General features: G+C 70.0%; 25 protein-coding genes. 6 read left to right on the top strand and 19 right to left on the bottom strand.

The window, feature by feature from the left end; all coding sequences use genetic code 11:
- Positions 1-156: 156 nt before the first annotated feature.
- Together ACIQZN_RS03290 and ACIQZN_RS03285 are read right to left on the bottom strand one after the other, a co-directional pair.
- Entirely contained in the window at positions 157-1,005 is an 849-nt protein-coding gene (locus ACIQZN_RS03290) for a 3-hydroxyacyl-CoA dehydrogenase family protein (protein WP_403987747.1), read from the bottom strand.
- A 132-nt stretch (positions 1,006-1,137) separates the two neighbouring features.
- Complete coding sequence (locus tag ACIQZN_RS03285; protein ID WP_403987744.1) at positions 1,138-1,779, bottom strand: TetR/AcrR family transcriptional regulator; 642 nt, start codon at positions 1,777-1,779, stop codon at positions 1,138-1,140.
- A gap of 80 nt (positions 1,780-1,859) precedes the next feature.
- Between ACIQZN_RS03285 and ACIQZN_RS03280 the strand changes: the two genes are divergently transcribed.
- The 3 genes from ACIQZN_RS03280 to ACIQZN_RS03270 are packed head-to-tail and all read left to right on the top strand — an operon-like array spanning position 1,860 to position 3,992.
- Positions 1,860-2,639 (top strand): ABC transporter ATP-binding protein, encoded by a 780-nt coding sequence (locus tag ACIQZN_RS03280; protein ID WP_403987741.1) that lies wholly within the window; start codon positions 1,860-1,862, stop codon positions 2,637-2,639.
- 17 nt (positions 2,640-2,656) lie between these two features.
- Entirely contained in the window at positions 2,657-3,406 is a 750-nt protein-coding gene (locus tag ACIQZN_RS03275) for an ABC transporter permease (protein WP_403987738.1), read from the top strand.
- Positions 3,407-3,419: 13 nt separating this feature from the next.
- On the top strand, positions 3,420-3,992 hold the full coding sequence (locus ACIQZN_RS03270) for a cob(I)yrinic acid a,c-diamide adenosyltransferase (RefSeq protein WP_403987735.1): 573 nt from the start codon (positions 3,420-3,422) through the stop codon (positions 3,990-3,992).
- On the opposite strand, the gene ACIQZN_RS03265 is transcribed toward ACIQZN_RS03270, so the two are convergent.
- A complete protein-coding gene (locus ACIQZN_RS03265) occupies positions 3,989-4,534 on the bottom strand; it encodes a hypothetical protein (RefSeq protein WP_403987732.1) in 546 nt (181 codons plus the stop codon). The genes ACIQZN_RS03270 and ACIQZN_RS03265 overlap by 4 nt on opposite strands.
- A 94-nt stretch (positions 4,535-4,628) precedes the next feature.
- Between ACIQZN_RS03265 and ACIQZN_RS03260 the strand changes: the two genes are divergently transcribed.
- From ACIQZN_RS03260 to ACIQZN_RS03250, 3 genes are all read left to right on the top strand, one after another.
- Positions 4,629-5,816, top strand: coding sequence for a sensor histidine kinase (locus tag ACIQZN_RS03260; protein ID WP_403987729.1), 1,188 nt, complete (start codon positions 4,629-4,631; stop codon positions 5,814-5,816).
- The gene (locus ACIQZN_RS03255; protein ID WP_403987726.1) at positions 5,813-6,463 is read left to right on the top strand and encodes a response regulator; all 651 of its coding nucleotides are present in this window, start codon (positions 5,813-5,815) and stop codon (positions 6,461-6,463) included. Before ACIQZN_RS03260 ends, ACIQZN_RS03255 begins: the two co-directional genes overlap by 4 nt.
- Before the next feature lie 178 nt (positions 6,464-6,641).
- Entirely contained in the window at positions 6,642-8,531 is a 1,890-nt protein-coding gene (locus ACIQZN_RS03250; protein WP_403987723.1) for a glycosyl hydrolase family 18 protein, read from the top strand.
- An 82-nt stretch (positions 8,532-8,613) separates the two neighbouring features.
- Here the strand turns inward: ACIQZN_RS03250 and ACIQZN_RS03245 are convergent, their stop codons facing one another.
- From ACIQZN_RS03245 to prfA, 16 genes are all read right to left on the bottom strand, one after another.
- Positions 8,614-9,060 carry a DUF2550 domain-containing protein gene (locus ACIQZN_RS03245; protein ID WP_403988435.1) on the bottom strand — a complete coding sequence of 149 codons (447 nt, stop codon included), beginning with the start codon at positions 9,058-9,060 and terminating at the stop codon, positions 8,614-8,616.
- A 140-nt stretch (positions 9,061-9,200) separates the two neighbouring features.
- Positions 9,201-9,575, bottom strand: a complete 375-nt coding sequence (locus ACIQZN_RS03240) for a F0F1 ATP synthase subunit epsilon (RefSeq protein ID WP_265541067.1) — start codon at positions 9,573-9,575, stop codon at positions 9,201-9,203.
- Between the two features lie 108 nt (positions 9,576-9,683).
- Positions 9,684-11,126, bottom strand: coding sequence for a F0F1 ATP synthase subunit beta (gene atpD / locus ACIQZN_RS03235; RefSeq protein ID WP_329028984.1), 1,443 nt, complete (start codon positions 11,124-11,126; stop codon positions 9,684-9,686).
- Positions 11,126-12,040 carry a F0F1 ATP synthase subunit gamma gene (locus tag ACIQZN_RS03230; RefSeq protein ID WP_018102632.1) on the bottom strand — a complete coding sequence of 305 codons (915 nt, stop codon included), beginning with the start codon at positions 12,038-12,040 and terminating at the stop codon, positions 11,126-11,128. The genes atpD and ACIQZN_RS03230 overlap by 1 nt, the downstream gene beginning before the upstream one ends.
- 3 nt (positions 12,041-12,043) lie before the next feature.
- Positions 12,044-13,615 carry a F0F1 ATP synthase subunit alpha gene (gene atpA, locus ACIQZN_RS03225; RefSeq protein ID WP_403987718.1) on the bottom strand — a complete coding sequence of 524 codons (1,572 nt, stop codon included), beginning with the start codon at positions 13,613-13,615 and terminating at the stop codon, positions 12,044-12,046.
- Positions 13,616-13,751: 136 nt separating this feature from the next.
- The gene (locus ACIQZN_RS03220) at positions 13,752-14,567 is read right to left on the bottom strand and encodes a F0F1 ATP synthase subunit delta (protein ID WP_403987715.1); all 816 of its coding nucleotides are present in this window, start codon (positions 14,565-14,567) and stop codon (positions 13,752-13,754) included.
- On the bottom strand, positions 14,564-15,109 hold the full coding sequence (locus ACIQZN_RS03215) for a F0F1 ATP synthase subunit B (RefSeq protein WP_018102635.1): 546 nt from the start codon (positions 15,107-15,109) through the stop codon (positions 14,564-14,566). The genes ACIQZN_RS03220 and ACIQZN_RS03215 overlap by 4 nt, the downstream gene beginning before the upstream one ends.
- Before the next feature lie 37 nt (positions 15,110-15,146).
- Positions 15,147-15,395 (bottom strand): ATP synthase F0 subunit C, encoded by a 249-nt coding sequence (atpE, locus tag ACIQZN_RS03210; protein WP_018102636.1) that lies wholly within the window; start codon positions 15,393-15,395, stop codon positions 15,147-15,149.
- A 68-nt stretch (positions 15,396-15,463) separates the two neighbouring features.
- Positions 15,464-16,285: a F0F1 ATP synthase subunit A gene (gene atpB, locus ACIQZN_RS03205; RefSeq protein ID WP_403987710.1), complete on the bottom strand. Its 822-nt coding sequence runs from the start codon at positions 16,283-16,285 to the stop codon at positions 15,464-15,466.
- Positions 16,286-16,511: 226 nt separating this feature from the next.
- Positions 16,512-16,949, bottom strand: a complete 438-nt coding sequence (locus tag ACIQZN_RS03200; RefSeq protein WP_403987707.1) for a hypothetical protein — start codon at positions 16,947-16,949, stop codon at positions 16,512-16,514.
- A 260-nt stretch (positions 16,950-17,209) separates the two neighbouring features.
- Positions 17,210-18,643 carry an MraY family glycosyltransferase gene (locus tag ACIQZN_RS03195; protein WP_403987704.1) on the bottom strand — a complete coding sequence of 478 codons (1,434 nt, stop codon included), beginning with the start codon at positions 18,641-18,643 and terminating at the stop codon, positions 17,210-17,212.
- A gap of 137 nt (positions 18,644-18,780) precedes the next feature.
- Positions 18,781-20,043, bottom strand: a complete 1,263-nt coding sequence (glyA, locus tag ACIQZN_RS03190) for a serine hydroxymethyltransferase (protein ID WP_403987701.1) — start codon at positions 20,041-20,043, stop codon at positions 18,781-18,783.
- Between the two features lie 79 nt (positions 20,044-20,122).
- Positions 20,123-20,764: a protein-tyrosine-phosphatase gene (locus tag ACIQZN_RS03185; RefSeq protein WP_403987698.1), complete on the bottom strand. Its 642-nt coding sequence runs from the start codon at positions 20,762-20,764 to the stop codon at positions 20,123-20,125.
- Positions 20,761-21,408: an L-threonylcarbamoyladenylate synthase gene (locus ACIQZN_RS03180; protein ID WP_403987695.1), complete on the bottom strand. Its 648-nt coding sequence runs from the start codon at positions 21,406-21,408 to the stop codon at positions 20,761-20,763. The genes ACIQZN_RS03185 and ACIQZN_RS03180 overlap by 4 nt, the downstream gene beginning before the upstream one ends.
- A 46-nt stretch (positions 21,409-21,454) precedes the next feature.
- Complete coding sequence (gene prmC, locus ACIQZN_RS03175) at positions 21,455-22,300, bottom strand: peptide chain release factor N(5)-glutamine methyltransferase (RefSeq protein ID WP_018102642.1); 846 nt, start codon at positions 22,298-22,300, stop codon at positions 21,455-21,457.
- A 48-nt stretch (positions 22,301-22,348) separates the two neighbouring features.
- A complete protein-coding gene (gene prfA / locus ACIQZN_RS03170; RefSeq protein ID WP_403987691.1) occupies positions 22,349-23,425 on the bottom strand; it encodes a peptide chain release factor 1 in 1,077 nt (358 codons plus the stop codon).
- Positions 23,426-23,492 lie beyond the last annotated feature (67 nt).

Raw genomic sequence — 23,492 nt, 5'->3', positions numbered from 1 at the left:
GTAGTTGCCGTCTGTAAGCGAACCGATACCGAATTCACTCCGAGGAGTGATGCGGGGGCGTCGCGAACGCTGGTGGATCCGGTGGATCCGGACGGCGTTACCCGAACGGCACCCGGCCTGGCTGACAGCGGATCAGCCGGACCGGACCGAAAATGATCAGTAGGTGTAGAAGCCCTGCCCGCTCTTGCGCCCGATGTCACCTGCATCGACCATCCGGCGCATCAGCTCCGGGGCGGCGAACTTCTCGTCCTGCGACTCGGTGTAGATGTTGCTCGTGGCGTGCAGCAGGATGTCGACGCCGGTGAGGTCCGCGGTCGCGAGCGGGCCCATCGCGTGGCCGAAACCGAGCTTGCACGCGACATCGATGTCCTCGGCCGTGGCGACGCCCGACTCGTACAGCTTGGCGGCCTCGACCACGAGCGCCGAGATCAGCCGGGTGGTAACGAAGCCGGCCACGTCGCGGTTGACGACGATGCAGGTCTTGCCGACGGACTCGGCGAACTCCCGCGCGGTGGCGAGGGTTTCGTCGCTCGTCTTGTAGCCGCGCACGAGCTCGCAGAGCTGCATCATCGGGACCGGCGAGAAGAAGTGCACGCCGACCACGCGCTCCGGGCGCTCCGTCACGGCCGCGATCTTGGTGATCGGGATGGCGGAGGTGTTGGAGGCGAGCACGGCGTCGTCCCGGACGATCTTGTCGAGCGACCGGAAGATCTCGTGCTTCACCTCCAGCTTCTCGAAGACGGCCTCGACCACGATGTCCGCGTCGGCGACGGCGTCCAGGTCGGTGGTCGTGGTGATCCGGCCGAGCGCGGCCTCGGCGTCCGCCGCGTCCAGCTTGCCCTTGGCGACGAACTTGTCGAAGGAGCCCTTGATGCCGTCGCGGCCGCGGGTCAGGGCCTCGTCGGTGACATCGCGCAGGACGACGTCCCAGCCGGCCCGGGCGGACACCTGCGCGATGCCGGACCCCATGAGTCCGGCTCCGATGACGGCGAGCTTCCTGGCCACGTTGGCACCCCTCTGTATCTGTCGCTGGTTCTGGTCCATGCCCTCCGGCGGAGGTTAGTACCCGGGGCGGGCGCTGGGGCGGCGAAGAGATGCGCGTCACGTCTCAAATGACGGACATCACACCGGGGGCCGTCATTCGGCGGTGCGCCGGGCGTAGTTGAGCACCTTTTCGCCCAGCAGGTCCTCGATGTCGTCCAGCAGGACGAGCGCCCGCCTGGACACCTCGGCGGGCTTGCCGCCGGCCACCATCTCCTGCCCGATGCACGCCATGAGGGTGCTGTGGACCCAGCAGAGCTGACCGGCCACCAGGACCGGCGTCCGGTCCCCCGCCCCGGCGCCGCTCACCTCCACGAGGGTGGCCTCCAGGTGCCGCGCGGCCTCCTGCTGGATGTGCCAGAGGCGGGCCTTGAGGCTGTCGGCCTCCTCGATGACCCGCACGAAGCGGGCGTACCCCTCCATCAGGCCGACGGTGGGCGAGACGCTCTCGACCTGGACGCGCAGCTCCCGCAGCACGGCGTCGGCCGCGGACTCGCCCTTGTCGCGGCCCCTGACGTACCGCGAGAGGCGTTCCACGATGCCCGTGCTCCGGTCGAGGAACAGGTCCTCCTTGGCGGGGAAGTAGTTGTACACGGTGTTGACGGAGACATCGGCGGCGTGGGCGATCTCGGCGATCGTCACCGCGTCGAAGCCCCGCTCCAGGAAGAGGCCGGTGGCCACGTCCGAGAGGTGCTGCCTGGTCTGCCGCTTCTTGCGCTCCCTGAGTCCCTCAGCCATGGGTCCATCGTAGATCGCCTGGGGTTCCTTAAAAGTTGGGGTCATTGCATTTTTGCAGTGACTCTGTTTTCGTAGGGCGCATGACCGTCATCAGTACGTCCGGGCTCGCCCGGACCTTCATGGGCAAGTCCGGCCCCGTCGAGGCCGTCCGCTGCCTGGACCTGACCGTCGCGGCCGGTGAGATCGTCGGCCTGCTCGGCCCGAACGGCGCGGGCAAGACGACCACCCTGCGCATGCTCACCACGCTGCTCTCCCCCACCGGCGGCGCGGCCACCGTCGCCGGCCGCGACCTGGTCGCCGACCCGGCGGGCGTACGCGAGCAGTGCGGTTACGTCGCCCAGTCGGGCGGGGTCGACCCGCACACCACCGTGCGGGAGGAGCTGGTCACCCAGGGCCGGATGTACCGGCTCGGCAAGGCGGCGGCGGTCGCCCGGGCCGCCGAACTCGCCGGGGAACTGGGCCTGTCGGACCTGCTCGACCGGCGAACCGTCACCCTCTCCGGCGGCCAGCGCCGGCGCCTGGACATCGCCATGGGGCTCACCCACCGCCCCGCCGTGCTCTTCCTGGACGAGCCGACCACCGGGCTCGACCCGGGCAGCCGCGCCGACCTCTGGGACCTGGTGCGCCGGCTGCGCGACGCGCACGGCACCACCGTCGTGCTCACCACGCACTACCTGGACGAGGCGGACGCGCTCGCCGACCGGCTCGTCGTCATCGACGGCGGCCTGGTCGCGGCGGAGGGCACCCCGGCCGCGCTCAAGACCCGGTACGCGGGCTCGCCCGACGCCACGCTCCAGGACGCATTCCTGGCCATGACCGGACGCGCCCCCGCCGCCGACACCGCTCCCCTCGCGGTCTGACACCTCCCGGGACACCCATGCTGCTGCACGACACCGCGCTGATCTTCGGGCGTTACGCCCGCCAGACCCTGCGCTCCAAGTTCCAGATCCTCTTCGGCATCCTGATGCCCCTGCTCTACCTGCTCTTCTTCGGCCCGCTGCTCACCGGGCTGCCGCTCGGCGGGGGCACCGACTCCTGGCAGATCCTGGTGCCCGGACTGCTGCTCCAGCTCGGCCTGTTCGGCGCCTCGTTCGCCGGATTCGGCCTCATCATCGACAAGTCGACCGGAGTGGTCGAGCGGATGCGGGTGACCCCGGTGAGCCGGGCGGCGCTGCTGCTGGGCCGGGTGCTGCGGGACGCACTGCTGTTCGTGTTCCAGGCGGTGCTGCTGGTGCTCGTCGCCGTACTCATGGGGCTGCGGGCGCCGCTGGCCGGGGTGCTGATCGGCTTCCTCTTCGTCGGCCTGCTGACGGTCTCGCTGGCCTCGCTCTCGTACGCGCTGGCCATGCGGGTCTCGACGCCGCAGGAGTTCGGGCCCGTCATCAACGCGCTCACCATGCCCGCCATGCTGCTGTCCGGCCTGATGCTGCCGATGACCCTCGGCCCGAAGTGGCTCGACGTCCTCTCGCACTTCACGCCGTTCCGCTACCTGGTGGACGCGGTCCGCGACGCGTACGTGGGCACGTACACCACTCCGCACATGCTGTACGGGGTCCTCGTCGCCCTCGGCTTCGCGGCGCTGGCCGTGACAGTGGGCACAGGTGTCTTCCGGAAGGCCGGGGCGTAACTACTCTGGCCGCATGGTCAATCTGACGCGCATCTACACCCGTACCGGCGACAAGGGCACCACCGCCCTCGGCGACATGAGCCGCACCGCCAAGACCGATCTGCGGATCTCCGCGTACGCCGACGCCAACGAGGCCAACGCGGTCATCGGCACCGCGATCGCCCTCGGGCAGCTGGACGAGGACGTCGTGAAGGTCCTCGTCCGCGTGCAGAACGACCTGTTCGACGTGGGCGCGGACCTGTCCACGCCGGTGGTCGAGGACCCGAAATACCCGCCGCTGCGGGTGGAGCAGTCGTACATCGACAAGCTGGAGGCCGACTGCGACCACTACCTGGAACAGGTGGAGAAGCTCCGCAGTTTCATCCTCCCGGGCGGTACGCCGGGCGCCGCGCTGCTGCACCAGGCGTGCACCGTGGTCCGGCGCGCCGAGCGGTCCACCTGGGCGGCGATGGAGGTGCACGGCGAGATCATGAACGCGCTGACGGCGACCTACCTCAACCGCCTCTCGGACCTGCTGTTCATCCTGGCCCGGGTGGCGAACAAGGAGGTCGGCGACGTCCTGTGGGTGCCGGGCGGCGAACGCTAGGAAGTCGGGCCCGGCGCCCGCTTCGGGAACACCGTGTAGCTCGCCGCGATCACCAGGTTGATCCCGATCACCAGCAGCATCGTCCGCTGCCAGGACCGCAGCGAGCTCACGTCCCCGTCGCCGCCCACGTACCAGACGGCCGCCTGGAGCAGCGCCAGCGCGGTCGCGGCGGCCACGGTCCAGCGGCCGGCCACCTTCCACTCGTGGACCGCCCGCGCCTTCCCGTACTTCGGCGGCTTCACCGGCGGCGGGCCACCGGCGAAGCGGTGGGCGACGCGGGCGTCGGCCCACTTGATGGTGGAGTGCCCGAGGCCGACCGTGAAGCCGATGTAGACGGCGGCGAGTCCGTGCTTCCAGTCCGGCTCGGCGCCGTTCCTCAGGTCGACGGCGGTCACCGCGAGCAGGACGAGCTCCAGCACCGGTTCGCACAGCAGCACGGCGGCGCCCAGGCGCGGCTTGCGCGCCCCGTACCGCAGTGCCAGGCCGGCGGCCAGCAGCACCCAGAAGGCGATCTCGCAGGCGACGATCAGTGTGACGATCACGGGTCCGCTCCTTTTCGCTCCCTTCCAGCCTGGCCGCTGCCCCGGGCCCGATCATCGGCCCCGATGACGAATCCCGACTGCATACTTCGATGTAGTGCCGACGCTCTCCCTGCCCCGCCCGCACCGCGACGACGTGCTCATCGCGGTCCTCGGGCTGCTCGGCGGAGTGGTGCTGTGGGCGCTCGACCTCTCCATGCGCACCGGTGGCGTCCTCGGGGACACCCGGCTGCCGTTGATCCCGCTCGCCGTGATGTCGGCGGCGGAGCTGCTGCGCAGGGCCTCGCCGCGCACCGCCCTGGCCGTCGGCTCCGTCGCGCTCGTCGCGGACCAGTGCACCCACGGCAATCTGGCCACCGTGGCGATGTACACCGACGTCATGTACGCGGCCGTGCTGTACGGCACCCCGGCGGCCGCCCGCCGCATCCCGGTGGCCACGTTCCTGATCTCCCTCCTCGTCACCATCGGCTCGCTCGCCTGGACCCGCAGCCCCGAGGCCCTGCTCCTCGGCATCGTCACCGCCCTCGTCGTCTTCGTGCCCGCGCTCACCGGGGTCAGCGTGCGCAACCACCGGGACGCCGCCGACACGGCCCGGCTGCGCGCCGACCAGACCGCCCTGCTCGCCGAGATGGACCGCGCCCAGGCGGTGACCGCCGAGCGGGCCCGGATGGCGCGCGAGCTGCACGACCTGGTCGCCAACCACCTGTCCGCGATCGCGATCCACTCCACCGCCGCGCTCTCCATCGACGACCCGGAGACCTCGCGCGACGCCCTCGGGGTCATCCGCGAGAACAGCGTCGAGGGTCTGGCCGAAATGCGCCGTCTGATCGGGCTGCTGCGCACCGGTGGAGCCGACGCGGAGCCCAGCAGCTCGCCGTCCCTGGGTTCACTGGACGCGCTGGTCGAGCAGCACCGCGCGGCCGCCGCGGACGCCGGGCTGACCTGCGTACTGGAGGACACCAGGGACGGCGGCGCCATCCTGCCAACGCCGGTCGAGCTGGCCGCGTACAGGATCGTGCAGGAGTCCCTGACCAACGCGCTCAAGCACGCGGCGCCGGGCCCGGTCGCGGTGCGGCTCGGGCAGGCGGGGCGGCGGCTGACGGTGGAGGTGAGCAGCGTGCTCGGGGACCGGGCGGGGCCGCGCGCGCCCGGGTCGGGGGCCGGTCTGGTGGGGATGCGGGAACGGGTGGCACTGCTCGGCGGGGAGTTCGGGGCGGGCCCGGTGGACGGGATGTGGCGGGTGCGGGCGGAGCTGCCCGCGGACGAGGAAGCGGTGGGTTCATGACGGTCCGGGTGGTGGTCGCGGAGGACCAGACGGCGGTACGGGCGGGGCTGGTGCTCATCCTGGGCAGCGCGCCGGACATCGAGGTCGTCGGCGAGGCCGGGGACGGTGAGGAGGCGGTGCGGCTGGCCCGGGAGCTGCGGCCGGACCTGGTGCTGATGGACGTGCAGATGCCGCGCCTGGACGGGGTTTCGGCCACCCGGCAGGTGACCGGTGAGGGGCTGGCGGACGTGCTGGTGCTCACGACGTTCGACCTGGACTCCTATGTGTTCGGGGCGCTGCGGGCGGGGGCGTCGGGCTTCCTGCTGAAGGACACCGAGGCGGCCGGGCTGCTCGACGCGGTGCGCACGGTGGCGCGCGGCGAGGGGCTGATCGCCCCGGCCGTGACGCGGCGGCTCATCGCGGAGTTCGCGGGGGCCGGGCCCGTACGGGCGGCGGAGGCTCCGGACGCGTCGGTGCTGGAGGCGCTGACGCGGCGGGAGCGCGAGGTACTGGGGTGCCTCGGCGAGGGGCTTTCGAACGCGGAGATCGCCGAGCGGCTGTCCATGGCGGAGGCGACGGCGAAGACGCACGTCAGCCGGTTGCTGGGGAAGCTGGAGCTGCGCAGCCGGGTCCAGGCGGCCGTGCTGGCACAGGAGTTGGGCGTCTGAAGGTTTATTCCGGCAGGCCACGATCTTTGGTCTGGACCTCTTGACGATTGGTCCAGACCTTCCTAATCTCACCGAACACACTGCGGTGAGCCTGCCATGACAAACGCGGGCTCAGGGCGGCGCAGGGTTGCAGTTCACGGACCACCCCGTATGTCCGGACCTCACCCGAGGAGCACCGTTGAGCACTGAGACCCCCCGCCGTACCCGATTCAGACTCGGGTCCGGTCAAGCCACCAGAACCAGAGCCGTCGCGGGCCTCACCGCACTGCTCCTTCCCCTCGCCGCCATGGTCGGCATGGCCTCCCCCGCCGAGGCGGCGACCTCCGCCACGGCCACGTACGTCAAGAAGTCCGACTGGGGCACGGGCTTCGAGGGCCAGTGGACGGTGAAGAACACCGGCACCACGTCCCTCAGCTCCTGGACCATCGAGTGGGACTTCCCCAGCGGCACCGGCGTCGGCTCCGCCTGGGACGCCACCGTCACCCACACGGGCAACCACTGGACCGCCAAGAACGTCGGCTGGAACGGCACCGTCGCCCCCGGCGCCAGCGTCTCCTTCGGCTTCAACGGCACCGGCTCCGGCAGCGGCGCCGCCACCAACTGCACGCTGAACGGCGCCTCCTGCGACGGCGGCCCCACCGTCCCGGGTGACAATCCCCCGTCGGCGCCGGGCACCCCCACCGCGAGCGCCGTCACCGACACCTCGGCGAAGATCAGCTGGACCGCGGCCACCGACGACAAGGGCGTCAAGAACTACGACGTCCTGCGGGACGGCTCGGTCGTCGCCACGGTCACCGGCACCACGTACACGAGCACCGGCCTCACCGCGGGCACGGACTACTCGTACAGCGTGCAGGCGCGGGACACCGCCGACCAGACCGGCCCGGTCAGCGGCGCGGTCAAGGTCCACACCACCGGCGGTGGCGGCACCGACCCCGGCGAGCCGGGCACCGGCGACAAGGTCAACCTCGGTTACTTCACCGACTGGGGCGTCTACGGCCGGAACTACCACGTCAAGAACATGGACACCTCCGGTTCGGCCGCGAAGATCACGCACATCAACTACGCCTTCGGCAACGTCCAGGGCGGCAAGTGCACCATCGGCGACTCGTACGCCGATTACGACATGGCGTACACCGCGGACAAGTCCGTGGACGGCGTCGCCGATACCTGGGACCAGCCGCTGCGCGGCAGCTTCAACCAGCTGCGCAAGCTGAAGGCGAAGTACCCCCACATCAAGGTGCTGTGGTCCTTCGGCGGCTGGACCTGGTCCGGCGGCTTCGGTGAGGCCGCGAAGAACCCGGCCGCGTTCGCCGACTCCTGCTACAAGCTGGTCGAGGACCCGCGCTGGGCCGATGTCTTCGACGGCATCGACATCGACTGGGAGTACCCCAACGCCTGCGGCCTGACCTGTGACAGCAGCGGCCCGGACGCGCTGAAGAAGCTCACCTCGGCGCTGCGTACCAAGTTCGGCAGCAGCAACCTGGTCACCGCCGCCATCACGGCCGACGGCTCCCAGGGCGGCAAGATCGACCTGGCGGACTACGCCGGCGCCGCGCAGTCGCTCAACTGGTACAACGTGATGACGTACGACTTCTTCGGCGCCTGGGACGCGAAGGGCCCGACCGCCCCGCACTCCCCGCTGAACTCGTACTCCGGCATCCCGATCGCCGGCTTCAACTCCGCCGACGCCATCGCCAAGCTGAAGGCCCAGGGCGTCCCCGCCTCCAAGCTGCTGCTCGGCATCGGCTTCTACGGCCGCGGCTGGACCGGCGTCACCCAGGACGCGCCCGGCGGCACCGCCACCGGCGCCGCCCCCGGCACGTACGAGGCGGGCATCGAGGACTACAAGGTCCTCAAGAACACCTGCCCGGCCACCGGCACGATCGCCGGCACCGCGTACGCCCACTGCGGCACCAACTGGTGGAGCTACGACACCCCGGCCACCATCAAGTCGAAGATGGCCTGGGCGAAGACGCAGGGCCTGGGAGGCGCGTTCTTCTGGGAGTTCAGCGGGGACACCAGCAACGGTGAACTCGTGAGCGCGATGAACACCGGCCTCAAGTAACCCCCGAGGCTCAACCCCCCGAAAAACGCCGGGGAGACAGGTCCGCCCCCTGTCTCCCCGGTTTTCGTGTGCGGTACGCGACTCAGGCGACGTTGACCCGCTGGCCGGGCGGGGCCGCCTCCAGCCAGGCGAGGAAACCGGTCAGCGCGTCCTCGCTCATCGCCAGCTCCAGGCGGGTCTCCCGGTGGAGGCAGCCGAGCACGATCGCGTCGGAGAGCAGCGCCAGCTCCTCCTCGCCCTCCGGCATCCGGCGGGCCACGACCTCGATCGCGGACCGCTCCAGGACCCGGCGCGGACGCGGCGAGTAGCTGAAGACCCGGAACCAGTTCACCTTGTCGCCGCTGTACCGGGCGACGCCGTACACCCAGCCCTTGCCGGACAGGTCGGGTTCCTCGGGTACGTTCCACCGGAGACTGCAGTCGAAGGTCCCGCCGGAGCGCTGAATCAGCCGCCGGCGCAGACCGAAGACGAAGAGTCCCAGCGCGACCAGTGCGACGACCACTCCGCCCACCCACAGCGCGAGGTACATCTCCACCGACCTCCTCGCATCATCGAGTAAACGGATACCGTCCGTACGTCACCTGCATCTGCATCGCCTCAGCCGCGACACGGTCCGGAGGGGTCTCCGGCACGGGCCGCGGCTGAGGGTAAAACCATGTCGTGAGGTGGCTAGTGTGCCGCCACCGCACGCAGTCGCACTTCGGCGCGCCGCTCGGAAGCGCCGTCCGTGTCCGACTTCGCACGCTCCAGCGCACGCTCGGCGCGCTCGACGTCGATCTCGTCGGCAAGCTCCGCGATCTCCGCGAGAAGCGACAGCTTGTCGTCGGCGAACGAGATGAAACCGCCGTGGACGGCGGCGACGACGGTCGCGCCCTCGCTCGTACGGATCGTCACCGGGCCCGATTCCAGCACACCCAGAAGCGGCTGGTGACCGGGCATGACGCCGATGTCGCCGGACGTGGTGCGCGCGACGACCAGGGTGGCCTCGCCGGACCAGACACTGCGGTCCGCGGCGACCAGCTCGACGTGCAGCTCAGCAGCCAAGGGTGGCTCCTCGGGTCACCACCCGGCGGTCGTGCCGGGTGTTGGGTCAATTCTACGGGGCGTGGTGAGGGGGACGGGACGCACCCGCCCCCCTCGGTGAGCCGGGGCTCAGGAGACGCCGAGCTCCTTGGCGTTGGCCTTCAGGTCCTCGATGCCACCGCACATGAAGAACGCCTGCTCGGGGAAGTGGTCGTACTCACCGTCGCAGATCGAGTTGAACGCGGCGATCGACTCGTCGAGCGGAACGTCCGAACCGTCCACGCCGGTGAACTGCTTGGCGACGTGGGTGTTCTGCGACAGGAAGCGCTCGACGCGACGGGCACGGTGGACAACGAGCTTGTCCTCCTCGCCCAGCTCGTCGATACCGAGGATCGCGATGATGTCCTGGAGGTCCTTGTACTTCTGGAGGATCCCCTTGACACGCATGGCGGCCGCGTAGTGGTCCGCCGCGATGTACCGCGGGTCGAGGATGCGGGACGTCGAGTCCAGCGGGTCCACGGCCGGGTAGATGCCCTTCTCCGAGATCGGACGGGAGAGCACCGTCGTCGCGTCGAGGTGGGCGAAGGTGGTGGCCGGCGCCGGGTCGGTCAGGTCGTCCGCGGGAACGTAGATCGCCTGCATCGAGGTGATCGAGTGACCGCGGGTCGACGTGATGCGCTCCTGGAGCAGACCCATCTCGTCGGCCAGGTTCGGCTGGTAACCCACCGCGGACGGCATACGGCCGAGCAGGGTGGACACCTCGGAACCGGCCTGGGTGTACCGGAAGATGTTGTCGATGAAGAAGAGCACGTCCTGCTTCTGCACATCGCGGAAGTACTCCGCCATGGTCAGACCGGCCAGGGCGACGCGGAGACGGGTCCCCGGCGGCTCGTCCATCTGGCCGAAGACGAGCGCCGTCTTGTCGATGACGCCGGAGTCGGCCATCTCCTCGATGAGGTCGTTGCCCTCACGGGTGCGCTCACCGACGCCCGCGAACACCGACACACCGTCGTGGTTGTTGGCGACGCGGTAGATCATCTCCTGGATCAGCACGGTCTTGCCGACACCGGCACCACCGAACAGACCGATCTTTCCACCCTTGACGTACGGGGTGAGGAGGTCGATGACCTTGACGCCGGTCTCGAACATCTCGGTCTTGGACTCGAGCTGGTCGAAGTTGGGCGCCTTGCGGTGGATCGGCCAGCGCTCGGTGACCTCGGCCTCGGCCTCGGGCTTGTTCAGGATCTGGCCAAGGGTGTTGAACACCTTGCCCTTGGTGATGTCGCCGACGGGGACCGTGATGCCGGTGCCCGTGTCGGTGACCGGGGCCTGGCGGACCAGACCGTCGGTCGGCTGCATCGAGATCGCGCGGATCACACCGTCGCCGAGGTGCTGGGCGACCTCGAGCGTCAGCGTCTTGAGCTTGCCGTCCTCGGCCGGGTCGGCCACCTCGACGGTCAGCGCGTTGTAGATGTCCGGCATCGCGTCGACGGGGAACTCCACGTCGACGACCGGGCCGATGACCCGGGCGACGCGGCCCGTGGCAACGGCCGTCTCAACTGTGGTCGTCATTACTTGTCACTCCCCGCGGTCGCGTCGGCCAGCGCACTGGCACCGCCGACGATCTCGCTGATTTCCTGGGTGATTTCGGCCTGGCGGGCCGCGTTGGCAAGCCGGGAGAGCGTCTTGATGAGCTCACCGGCGTTGTCGGTGGCCGACTTCATCGCGCGGCGGCGGGCGGCGTGCTCGGAAGCAGCGGCCTGCAGCAGCGCGTTGTAGATGCGGCTCTCGACGTACCGCGGAAGCAGGGCGTCGAGGACGTCCTCCGCCGACGGCTCGAAGTCGAAGAGCGGCAGGATCTCGCCCTTGCCGGTCTCCTGCTCCGTGGCACCGAGACTGAGCGGCAGCATCCGGTCGTCGACCGGGTTCTGCGTCATCATCGACACGAACTCCGTGAAGACGATGTGCAGCTCGTCGACGCCGCCCTCGGCGGTCTCCTGGGAGACCGCCTCGATCAGGGGCGCAGCCGCCCGCTTGGCATCCGCGTACGTCGGGCTGTCGGTGAAGCCGGTCCACGAGTCCGCGATCTTGCGCTCGCGGAACCCGTAGTAGGCGACACCCTTGCGGCCGATCACGTACGTGTCGACCTCCTTGCCCTCACCGCGCAGCCGCTCGGTCAGCTTCTCCGCGGCCTTGATGGCGTTGGAGGAGTAACCGCCGGCCAGACCGCGGTCGCTCGTGATGAGCAGGATCGCGGCCCGGGCCGGGGACTCGGCTTCGGTGGTCAGCGGGTGCTTGGTGGTGGAGCCGGTCGCCACCGCGGTCACCGCGCGGGTGAGCTCGGTCGCGTACGGCGTCGACGCCGCCACCTGGCGCTGCGCCTTGACGATGCGCGAGGCGGCGATCATCTCCATCGCCTTGGTGATCTTCTTCGTGGCGGTGACGGAGCGGATGCGGCGCTTGTAAACGCGAAGCTGAGCGCCCATCTATCAGCCCTCGCCCAGGAGCTTGCCGTCCGAGGTCTCGAACTGCTGCTTGAAGGCGGCCACGGCGTCGGCGATCGCTTCCAGCGTGTCGTTGGACATCTTGGCGCCCTCGCGGATGCTGGTGAGGAGGTCCTTGCGCTCGCGGCGCAGGTACTCCAGCAGCTCCGTCTCGAAGCGGCGGATGTCCTCGACCGGGACGTCGTCCATCTTGCCGTTGGTGCCGGCCCAGACGGAGACGACCTGCTCCTCGACGGGGAACGGGGCGTACTGCGGCTGCTTCAGCAGCTCGACCATGCGCTTACCGCGCTCCAGCGACGCCTTGGAGGCCGCGTCCAGGTCGGAACCGAAGGCGGCGAACGCCTCCAGCTCGCGGTACTGGGCGAGGTCCACGCGGAGCCGGCCGGACACCTGGCGCATGGCCTTGTGCTGGGCGGAGCCACCGACGCGGGAGACCGAGATACCGACGTTCAGGGCCGGACGCTGGCCGGCGTTGAACAGGTCGGACTCCAGGAAGCACTGACCGTCGGTGATGGAGATGACGTTGGTCGGGATGAACGCCGACACGTCGTTCGCCTTGGTCTCGACGATCGGGAGGCCCGTCATCGAACCGGCACCCATGTCGTCGGAGAGCTTGGCGCAGCGCTCCAGCAGACGCGAGTGGAGGTAGAAGACGTCGCCCGGGTAGGCCTCACGGCCCGGCGGACGGCGCAGCAGAAGCGACACGGCGCGGTAGGCGTCGGCCTGCTTCGAGAGGTCGTCGAAGATGATGAGGACGTGCTTGCCCGCGTACATCCAGTGCTGGCCGATGGCCGAACCGGTGTACGGCGCGAGGTACTTGAAGCCGGCCGGGTCGGACGCCGGGGCGGCGACGATGGTCGTGTACTCCAGGGCGCCGGCCTCTTCGAGGGCACCGCGCACGGAGGCGATGGTGGAGCCCTTCTGACCGATGGCGACGTAGATGCAGCGCACCTGCTTGTTCACGTCGCCCGAGCGCCAGTTGTCGCGCTGGTTGATGATCGTGTCGACGGCCAGAGCGGTCTTACCCGTCTGACGGTCGCCGATGATCAGCTGACGCTGGCCGCGGCCGATCGGCACCATGGCGTCGACGGCCTTGTAGCCGGTCTGCATCGGCTCGTGCACCGACTTGCGGACCATGACGCCAGGGGCCTGCAGCTCGAGGGCGCGTCGGCCGTCGGTCGCGATCTCGCCGAGACCGTCGATCGGGTTGCCGAGCGGGTCGACGACACGGCCGAGGTAGCCCTCGCCGACGCCGACGGAGAGCACCTCACCGGTGCGCTGCACCGGCTGGCCCTCCTCGATGCCGCTGAACTCGCCGAGGACGATCGCACCGATCTCGCGCTCCTCAAGGTTGAGGGCGAGACCGAGGGTGCCGTCCTCGAACTTCAGCAGCTCGTTCGCCATGGCGGAGGGCAGGCCCTCCACCTTCGCGATGCCGTCGCCGGCAACGCTGACCGTACCGACCTCCTCGCGCGAGGCCGCGTCCGGCTTGTACGACTGGACAAAGTTCTCCAGCGCGTCCCGGATCTCCTCCGGCCGGATCGTGAGCTCCGCCATCTGGGTTCCCTGCTCTCCTTGTTGGGCCCGAAGTTTCTTAAGGGGGTCTGGGGGCGACCCCCAGGAATCTTCTGCAATTTCTGCACGGCCCAACCGGGCCGCTGGTCTTGCTCTGTTCTGTTGCGCTGTGCCTGCGTCAGCCGGCCATACGGCGGGTCGCCTCGTCGAGGCGGTCCGCGATGGTGCCGTTGATGACCTCGTCGCCGACCTGCACCGCGATCCCGCCGAGGACCGAGGGGTCCACGTCCAGGTTCAGGTGCATCTGGCGGCCGTAGATCTTCGCCAGGGCGGCACCCAGGCGCTGCTTCTGCCGGTCGCTGAGCGGCACCGCGGAGGTGACGATCGCGACCATGCGCTCCCGGCGCTCCGCGGCCAGCTTGGACAGGGAGTCGAGTCCCGCTTCCAGGCTACGTCCACGCGGCTGGGTGACAAGCCGCACGATGACGCGCTCGGTGGTGGGCCGCGCCTTGCCGCCGAGCAGGCTGCGGAGCAGCTCGCCCTTGGCGGCGGGGGTCGCGGTCCGACTCGTGAGCGCGGCACGCAGGCCGGTGTCCGAGGCGACGATGCGGCCGAACCGGAAGAGTTCGTCCTCGACGTCGTCCAGGTCGCCGTTGCGCTGGGCGGCGGTGAGGTCGGCGGTGTTCGCCAGCTCCTCGACCGCGTCGACCAGGTCACGCGACTGCGACCAGCGCGAGCGGACCATGCCGGAGACCAGGTCGACGGCTTCGCCGCCCACCTGGCCGCCGAGCAGGCGGCCTGCCAGCTCGGCCCTGGCCTCGCCCGGCTGCGCCGGGTCGGTCAGGACCCGGCGCAGCGACACCTCGCGGTGCAGCAGCGCCGTGACGCCGGCCAGGTCCTCGGCGAGCTTCGCCGCGTCGACCGACGTGGAGTCGGTCAGCGCGTCGAGACGCTCGCGTGCGGCAGCCAGTGCCTCGCGGCTCGCGCTGTTCATCGGACGGCCTCGGCCTTCGCTTCGAGCTCGTCGAGGAAGCGGTCGACGGTGCCACTCTGCCGGGCGTGGTCCTCCAGGGACTCACCGACGAGCTTGCCGGCCAGGTCGGTGGCGAGCTTGCCCACGTCCTGGCGCAGCGCGGCCGCGGCGGCCTTGCGGTCGGCCTCGATCTGGGCGTGGCCGGCGGCGACGATCTCGTCGCGCTGGCGCTGGCCCTCGGCACGCATTTCCTGCAGGATCACGGCGCCCTGCTCCTGCGCCTCCTGGCGCATACGAGCGGCTTCGTGGCGGGCCTCGGCGAGCTGAGCCTTGTACTGCTCAAGAACGCTCTGGGCCTCGGTCTGGGCCGCATCGGCCTTCTCGATACCGCCTTCGATGGCCTCGCGGCGCTCTTCCAGAACCTTGTTGATGTTCGGGAGGAGCTTCTTGGCGAGGAAGCCGAAGACGATGACGAAAGCGATGAGGCCAATGACGAGCTCAGGGATCGGCGGAATGAGCGGGTTTTCCGCTTCCTCCGCCGCGAGCTGAACCAGGGGGTTCACGTCAGTGCCTTCCGTCGAATGGGCTGTTCGCGACCGGTCAGGAGGTCGGGTAGACGAACGGCATGACCAGACCGATCAGGGCGAGCGCCTCACAGAAGGCGAAGCCGAGGATCTGGTTGGCGCGGATGAGACCGGCAGCCTCGGGCTGACGGGCGAGCGCCTGGGTGCCGTTACCGAAGATGATGCCGATGCCGACGCCGGGGCCGATCGCGGCGAGGCCGTAACCGATCGAGCCGAGGTTGCCCTTGATTTCGACGCCGGCGGCGAGGGTCTGGAGAGCGGACATGCCGGTTCTTCCTTCTCTTTCAATGTCCGGTGGGGGTTGGCCACCGGGTGCTTCAGGAGGTGGGGTGCTCAGTGGCCCTTGGCGAGAGCGCCCTGGATGTAGCTGCAGGCCAGCAGTACGAACACGTAAGCCTGAACAGCCTGGATGAAGAGTTCGAAGGCGGTCATCACGATGACCATCACGAACGACACACCTGCGTAGGCGATGCCGATGCCGTTGAGCATGTACCAGCTGGCGATCGTGAAGAGCAGCAGGAGCGTGTGGCCCGCGAACATGTTGGCGAAGAGCCGGACCGCGTGCGTGAAGGGCCGGACGAACAGATTCGAGAAGAACTCGATGGTCATCGAGAGCGGCAGGACCCCGCCGAGGCTCTTGTCGTAGCCCGTGAAGTTCTTGAGGGCGCCGACGAAGCCGTGCTTCTTGAAGGTCAGTCCGACCCAGATCACGTAGACGATCGCGGCCAGTGCGGCCGGATACGAAATGATCGCCGTCACGGGGAACTGGGCAACCGGGATGATGGACCAGAGGTTCATCATCCAGATGACGAAGAACAGCGAGACCATCAGCGGGACGTACTTCTCGCCGTCCTTCTTGCCGATCGTCTCGTAGACGATGCCGCGGCGGATGAAGTCGTAACCCGCCTCGGCCGTCATCTGGAGCTTGCCGGGCACCAACTTCGGCTTGCGGAAGGCGGCCCAGAAGAAGCCAACGATGATCACCGAGCCGAGCAGGGCCAGCAGCATCGTCTTGTTGAAGTACAAGTTGCTGTCCGCGTCGCCCCAGAGGGGCTCGAACAGGAACGAGTGCAGGCCGGGTGCCGGAAAGCCACAACCGTCGAAGAGGTGGCAATCGGTCTCGAAGGCGAGCACCTGTGTCGGGTCAGCACTCACCGCGGGCTCCTTCAGCGTGGCGCATAGGTACGGCAACCTCGTTGTGTCGGCGCGGCGCGCAGCCGCGGTTCGGCACTGGACTGGTGTTTCGGATGTGTGAGCGGCAGTCAGGCATGTGAGCCTCGCGATCGAGCAGGCGTCAGCTCACATGCACGCGCCCGCAGTGCCGCAGTTGGAACCGGACGATAGCAGGGTCCTGACCCCGCACTTATTCCGCCCCTACCCTTCACGCGTCGGACCCCGGTTTCCCGGCCTTGTCGGCCTTCTCGGATTCGGGTTCCACGTAAAGGATCTTGGCCTTCATGTGCGCACGCGCCTGTGCGCCGATCCACACGAGGGTCGTCGCGACCAGGGTGATCGCGAACGCCTTCGGGTTGAACAGCGAGGTGTTCTTGAATACGGCGACGAAGATGAACAGGAGCAGGAGCTGCGCCGTGTAGAGCGCGAGTCCCATCGCCTGGAAGAGGTGGGGCATGGACCTCGCGGTCCGTTGCAGGACCAGGAGTCCGATCCCCATGAAGAGGATGACCACGATCGTCCCCACGATCGCGCCCAGGGCTCCCTTGCCGCCGGCGACGCCAGCGCTGATCGCGGCGGCTACGGCGCCGGCGACAGCGGTGGGTACGGCGGTCTGGAGGAGAGTCCGGACGTCGTTGGACGGCATGGCGGCAGCTCCGCTTGCAGGGGGTGGGCAGTGTGTCGTCATGGACGAGCGTAGGCCCGGTCCGAGTCGATGCCTCGGGCCGATGGACCGTGCTACATCAGGTCCTTCGGCTCTGTCACCGGGCTTCGTGAACGGTATCACAAACTATTTGATGAGGTCTTTACCTAGAAAGTGTGCTTGCTGTCACACGTGAGGGCTAACGAGCACGCGTGAGCGGTGCGCGACGTCGCTTTGTCTGCTAATGGGCGTTGGTGACCGGTTCAGCGGCGGGTGGAACCGGCCGCCCGCCGGTCAGCCGTACGCGAACGGTGGCCGATGGCGGTCGCCCCGTTGACGCTCCGGGCCCCGGCGGCGACGGGAGCCCCGGCAGCCGCCTCACGCTCCTCCTCGGCGGCCTCCTCGGCCCCCTCCGCCCCGGCCGTCGCACCCGTCTTCATCTGGCCGTCCACGGCCTCCTGTTGGCCCTCCGCGGCCTCCTCCGACGCGGCGGCACCCGGCCCCTCCGGGCGACGCCGTCTGCGGCGGTAGCGCGGCGGCACGAAGCGTTCCGCCCAGCGCGGGGCGCGCGGGGTGAACCGGGGCATCAGGAGCAGGATCAGCCCGAGCGCGCTCAGCCCCACGATCACGATCACGATCCACAGGGACGTCGAGTGCACCGAGTACCCCACCGCGCCGAAGGCGATCAGCGCCGACCAGAAGTACATGATCAGCACCGACCGGCTGTGCGAGTGGCCGATGTTGAGCAGCCGGTGGTGCAGGTGGCCCCGGTCCGCCGCGAACGGCGACTGGCCGTTCCAGGTGCGCCGCACGATCGCCAGCACCAGGTCCGCCGCCGGGATCGCGATGATGGTCAGCGGCAGCAGCAGCGGGATGAACACCGGGAGCATCGCGTGGGTCGCCTGGCGCTCGCTGCCCTCGAAGATCTTCATGGTGTCCGGGTCGACCTGCCCGGTCACCGAGATCGCGCCGGCCGCGAGCACCAGACCGATCAGCATCGACCCCGAGTCGCCCATGAAGATCCGCGCGGGGTGCATGTTGTGCGGCAGGAAGCCGAGGCACATGCCCATCAGGATCGCCGCGAACAGCGTCGCCGGGGCGGCGGCCTCGATGGTGTGCCCGTACCAGAGCCGGTAGGTGTACAGGAAGAACGCGGCGGCGGCGATGAGCACCATGCCCGCCGCGAGCCCGTCCAGGCCGTCCACGAAGTTGACCGCGTTGATCGTGATGACGACCAGCGCCACGGTGAGCAGCGTGCCCTGCCACGGGGTGAGGGCCACGGTCCCGACGCCCGGGATCGGCAGCCACAGGATCGTGAGGCCCTGGAGGACCATGACGGCGGCGGCGAGCATCTGCCCGCCGAGCTTGATCAGGGCGTCGATCTCGAACTTGTCGTCCAGGACCCCGATCAGCCAGATCAGCGCCGCCCCGGAGAGCAGCGCCCTGGGCTCGCTGGAGAGCTCGAAGACGCCGTCGAGGTTGGCCAGGTGGTTGGCCACGATGAGCCCCGCGCACAGCCCGCCGAACATGGCGATGCCGCCGAGCCTCGGGGTCGGTTCGCGGTGGACGTCGCGCGCGCGGATCGCGGGCATCGCCCCGACCGCGATGGCGAACTTGCGCACCGGACCGGTGAGCAAGTAGGTCACAGCGGCCGTGACACAGAGTGTCAGCAGGTAATCACGCACGGGCTGCCCCACAGATATCGCCGGCCATCTCAGCCCACACCTTAACTAGACAGGTCCCATGGTTGAGGACACGAAGCTGTCCGCGATGGTTGCACGGGCCCTCTCGGCAAGATCAACGGGCCCTGCCCGGCCAGATCAACGGGCCCCTCTCACCCCGGATACGGCGGGTGGGAAGCGGCCAGTTCGCGGACCCGGTCCAGGACGCCGTCCTCGCCGCGCACCGCCCGGCCCATCAGCACCGCGAGGCGGGTCATGTCCCGCTCGTCCAGCCCCTGCGTGGTGACGGCCGCGGTGCCGAGCCGGATGCCGCGGGCGTCCCCGTACGGCAGGGCGCAGGTGTCCAGCACGATGCCCGCCCCGGCCAGCCGGTCCCGGGCGGTGGGGCCGTCGACGCCGAGCGGGGCCGGGTCCGCGACGATCAGGTGGGTGTCCGTCCCGCCGGTGGCGAGCGCGAAGCCCTCCGCCGCGAGCCCCGCCGCCAGCTCCCGGGCGCGGGCGACCACGCGGTGCGCGTACGCGGCGAAGTCCGGCGTCGCCGCCTCACCGAGGGCGACGGCCTTCGCGGCGATCGTGTGCATCTGGGCGCCGCCCTGCGTGAACGGGAAGACCGCCCGGTCGACGCGCTCGGCGTACTCCGCGCGGCACAGCAGCAGCCCGCCTCTCGGGCCGCGCAGCACCTTGTGCGTGGTCGCGCACACCACGTCCGCGTACGGCACCGGGCTGGGCGCCGCTCCCCCGGCGATCAGCCCCATCGGATGCGCGGCGTCGGCGATCAGGAGAGCGCCGGTCTCGTCGCAGATGTCCCGGAACAGCGCGTGGTCCGGGTGGCGCGGGTAGGCGATGGAGCCGCTGACGATCGCCTTCGGGCGGTGCGCCCGGGCCAGCGCGCGGACCTGCGCGTAGTCGATGAGCCCGGTCTCCGGGTCCGTGCCGTAGCCGATGAAGTCGAACCAGCGGCCGGAGATGTTGGCGGGCGATCCGTGCGTGAGATGGCCGCCGTACGGGAGACCCATGGCGAGGACCGTGTCGCCGGGGCTCAGCAGCGCGGCGTAGGCAGCGAGGACGGCGGAGGAGCCGGAGTGCGGCTGGACGTTGGCGTGGTCGGCGCCGAACAGGGCGGTGGCGCGGCGGACGGCGATGCGTTCGGCGGCGTCCGCCTGTGCGCAGCCGCCGTGGTGGCGGCGGCCGGGGTAGCCCTCGGCGTACTTGTTGGCGAGGGGTGAGCCCAGGGCGGCGAGGACGGCGGGCGAGGTGAAGTTCTCGGCGGCGGTGAGCTGGAGGGTGCCGGACTGGCGGTGCAGCTCCCCCAGGAGTACGCCGGCGATCTCGGGGTCCTCGCGGAGCAGGGCGCCGAAGTCCTGCGGCAGGCGGCCGTCGTCGGACGGGGGTGCGGCGGATCGGTTGACCGGCATCGGAGGCTCCGGGCGCCCGGGGGCTGTGGCGTAAGACCAATGTAGGCCCGTCACGGGCCCGCTGCCCGCTGCCGCGGGGTCAGTGGGGCGCGGAGACGCCGGTCAGCGCGGTGACGACGGGGTCCAGGGCCTGGCTGATCTCGTCGCCGATGGACCGGAAGAAGGTGATCGGGGCGCCGTACGGGTCGTGGACCTCGTCGGCGTCCACGGTCGGGGCGAGCAGCCAGCCGCGCAGCGCCGCGGCGGCCCGGACCAGGGCGCGGGCACGCTCGACCACGCCCTCCTCGCGGGCGTCGGGCAGGGTGGCCGGGTCTATGGCCCGCACCAGCCTGGTGAACTCCTTCAGCGTGAAGGTGCGCAGCCCGGCCGAGTGGCCCATGGAGATGACCTGGGCGCGGTGGTCGCGGGTGGCCGTGAGCACGAGGTCGGCACGGATCACGTGCTCGTCCAGCAGCTCACGGCCGGTGAAGCCGGTGGCGTCGGCGCCGAAGTCGGCGAGGACCACCTCGGCGTTGGCCTCCATCGGGGCGCCCTCGTGGCCCCAGGTCCCGGCGCTCTCCACGATCAGCCCGCCCTGGAGCGGGTCCCCGAGCCGGTGCACCAGGGCATGCCGGGTCAGCCGCTCGGTGATCGGCGAGCGGCAGACGTTGCCGGTGCTGACGTGGAGGATGCGGAAAGTGTCGGGCCGCCCCGCTATGCCACGCCCCTCGGGGGCGGTCAATTGGCCACCTCGAGGTCGGGGACCACCTTGCGCAGCTCCTCCGCCGAGATGGCTCCGGCGCGCAGCAGGACGGGCACCTTGCCGGTGACGTCGACGATGGAGGAGGGCACGATGCCGGGGGTCGGGCCGCCGTCGAGGTAGACGGAGACGGAGTCGCCGAGCATCTCCTGGGCCGCGTCGCAGTCCTCCGGCGAGGGGTGGCCGGTCAGGTTGGCGCTGGACACGGCCATCGGGCCGACCTCGGTGAGGAGCTCGATGGCGACCGGGTGCAGCGGCATCCGGACGGCGACGGTGCCCCGGGTGTCGCCGAGGTCCCACTGGAGCGAGGGCTGGTGCTTGGCGACCAGGGTCAGGGCGCCCGGCCAGAAGGCGTCGACCAGCTCCCACGCCTGCTCGGAGAAGTCGGTGACCAGGCCGTGCAGGGTGTTCGGGGAGCCGATGAGGACCGGCGAGGGCATGTTGCGGCCCCGGCCCTTGGCCTCCAGGAGGTCGCCGACCGCCTCGGTGGCGAAGGCGTCCGCGCCGATCCCGTACACGGTGTCGGTGGGCAGCACGACGAGCTCGCCGCGGCGGACGGCCGACGCGGCTTCGCGCAGCCCCGTCGTGCGGTCGGTCGCGTCGTTGCAGTCGTATCGCCGTGCCATCAGCCGGCCTCCTCAAGCATGTACGGGTAGGGGTGCGGGGCGCGGGTCACGGCATCGCCTTGCGGGCGGTGGCGAACCGGGGTCGCCGGTTGAGGTCGGGGTGGTCGGCCGCGTCGGCCCAGCCCCGCTCCTCGGTGAAGATCCAGGGCACCTGGCCGCCCTGGGTGTCGGCGTGCTCGATGACGACGAGGCCGCCGGGGCGGAGCAGGCGGTGCGCGGTGCGCTCGATGCCCCGGATGGTGTCGAGGCCGTCCTCGCCGGAGAACAGCGCCATCTCGGGGTCGTGGTCGCGCGCCTCGGGCGCCACGTACTCCCACTCGGTGAGCGGGATGTACGGCGGGTTGGAGATGACCAGGTCGACCTGGCCGTCCAGCTCGGGCAGGGCGGTGAGCGCGTCGCCGCGGTGGACGGTGACGCGGGAGTTCTCGGCGTTCTTCCGGGTCCACTTCAGGGCGTCCTCGGAGAGCTCCACGGCGTGCACACGGGAGCGCGGGACCTCCTGGGCCATGGCGAGGGCGATGGCGCCGGAGCCGGTGCACAGGTCCACGATCAGCGGCTCGACGACGTCCATCGCGCGGACGGCGTCTATGGCCCAGCCGACGACCGACTCGGTCTCGGGGCGGGGCACGAAGACGCCGGGGCCGACCTGGAGCTCCAGGTAGCGGAAGAAGGCGCGGCCGGTGATGTGCTGGAGGGGTTCGCGGGCCTCGCGGCGGGCGATGGTCTCCCAGTAGCGGGCGTCGAAGTCGGCGTCCGGCACGTTGTGCAGCTCGCCCCGCTTGACTCCGTGCACGAACGCGGCGAGTTCCTCGGCATCGAATCTCGGCGAGGGAACACCGGCGTCGGCCAGCCGCTGGGTGGCCTGGGCCACCTCGGCGAGCAGCAGGTTCATCGCGGTTCTCCGTACGGGTTCACGAGCGGGGCGGGGCGGGCGGTGGGCTCAGGCGGCGGCCAGCTTGGCGGCGGAGTCGGCGTCGACGCACGCCTGGATCACCGCGTCCAGGTCACCGTCGAGCACCTGGTCCAAGTTGTACGCCTTGAAGCCGACGCGGTGGTCCGAGATCCGGTTTTCCGGGAAGTTGTACGTCCGGATCTTCTCGGAACGGTCGACCGTGCGCACCTGGCTGCGACGTACGTCCGAAGCCTCCTGCTCGGCGGCCTCCTGGGCGGCGGCGAGGAGCCGGGAGCGCAGGATGCGCATCGCCTGCTCCTTGTTCTGGAGCTGGCTCTTCTCGTTCTGGCAGGAGGCGACGACGCCGGTCGGCAGGTGCGTGATGCGGACGGCGGAGTCGGTCGTGTTGACGGACTGGCCGCCGGGTCCCGACGAGCGGTAGACGTCGATGCGGAGGTCGTTGGCGAGGATCTCGACGTCGACCTCCTCGGCCTCGGGCGTCACGAGGACACCGGCGGCGGAGGTGTGGATGCGGCCCTGGGACTCGGTGGAGGGCACGCGCTGCACGCGGTGCACCCCTCCCTCGTACTTCATCCGGGCCCAGACGCCCTGGCCGGGCTCGGTGGCCCCGTTGCCGCCCTTGGTCTTCACGGCGACCTGGACGTCCTTGTAGCCGCCGAGCTCGGACTCGGTGGAGTCGATGATCTCGGTCTTCCAGCCGACGCGCTCGGCGTAGCGCAGGTACATGCGCAGCAGATCGCCGGCGAACAGCGCGGACTCGTCGCCGCCCGCCCCGGCCTTGATCTCCAGGAGCACGTCCTTGTCGTCGCTGGGGTCCCGGGGGACGAGCAGGAGGCGCAGCTTCTCGGTGAGCTCCTCGCGCTGCTGCTCCAGCTCCTTGACCTCGGCGGCGAAGTCGGGGTCGTCGGCGGCGAACTCGCGGGCGGTCTCGATGTCGTCACCGGACTGCTTCCAGGAGCGGTACGTCGCGACGATCGGGCTCAGCTCCGCGTAGCGCTTGTTGAGCTTGCGCGCGTTGCCCTGGTCGGCGTGGACCGCGGGGTCGGCGAGCTGCTTCTCGAGATCGGCGTGCTCGCCGATCAGTTCCTCGACCGCCTCGAACATCTCGGGCTCCTGGTTCCTTCGCTCGTCGTGCCTGCCGGCCGGTGGGTGCCTGCCGGGGCCGGGGTAC

The organism is Streptomyces sp. NPDC097595 (genome assembly GCF_044761525.1).
Classification (GTDB): domain Bacteria; phylum Actinomycetota; class Actinomycetes; order Streptomycetales; family Streptomycetaceae; genus Streptomyces; species Streptomyces drozdowiczii_A.
This window is presented reverse-complemented; position numbering and strand designations above follow the sequence as displayed.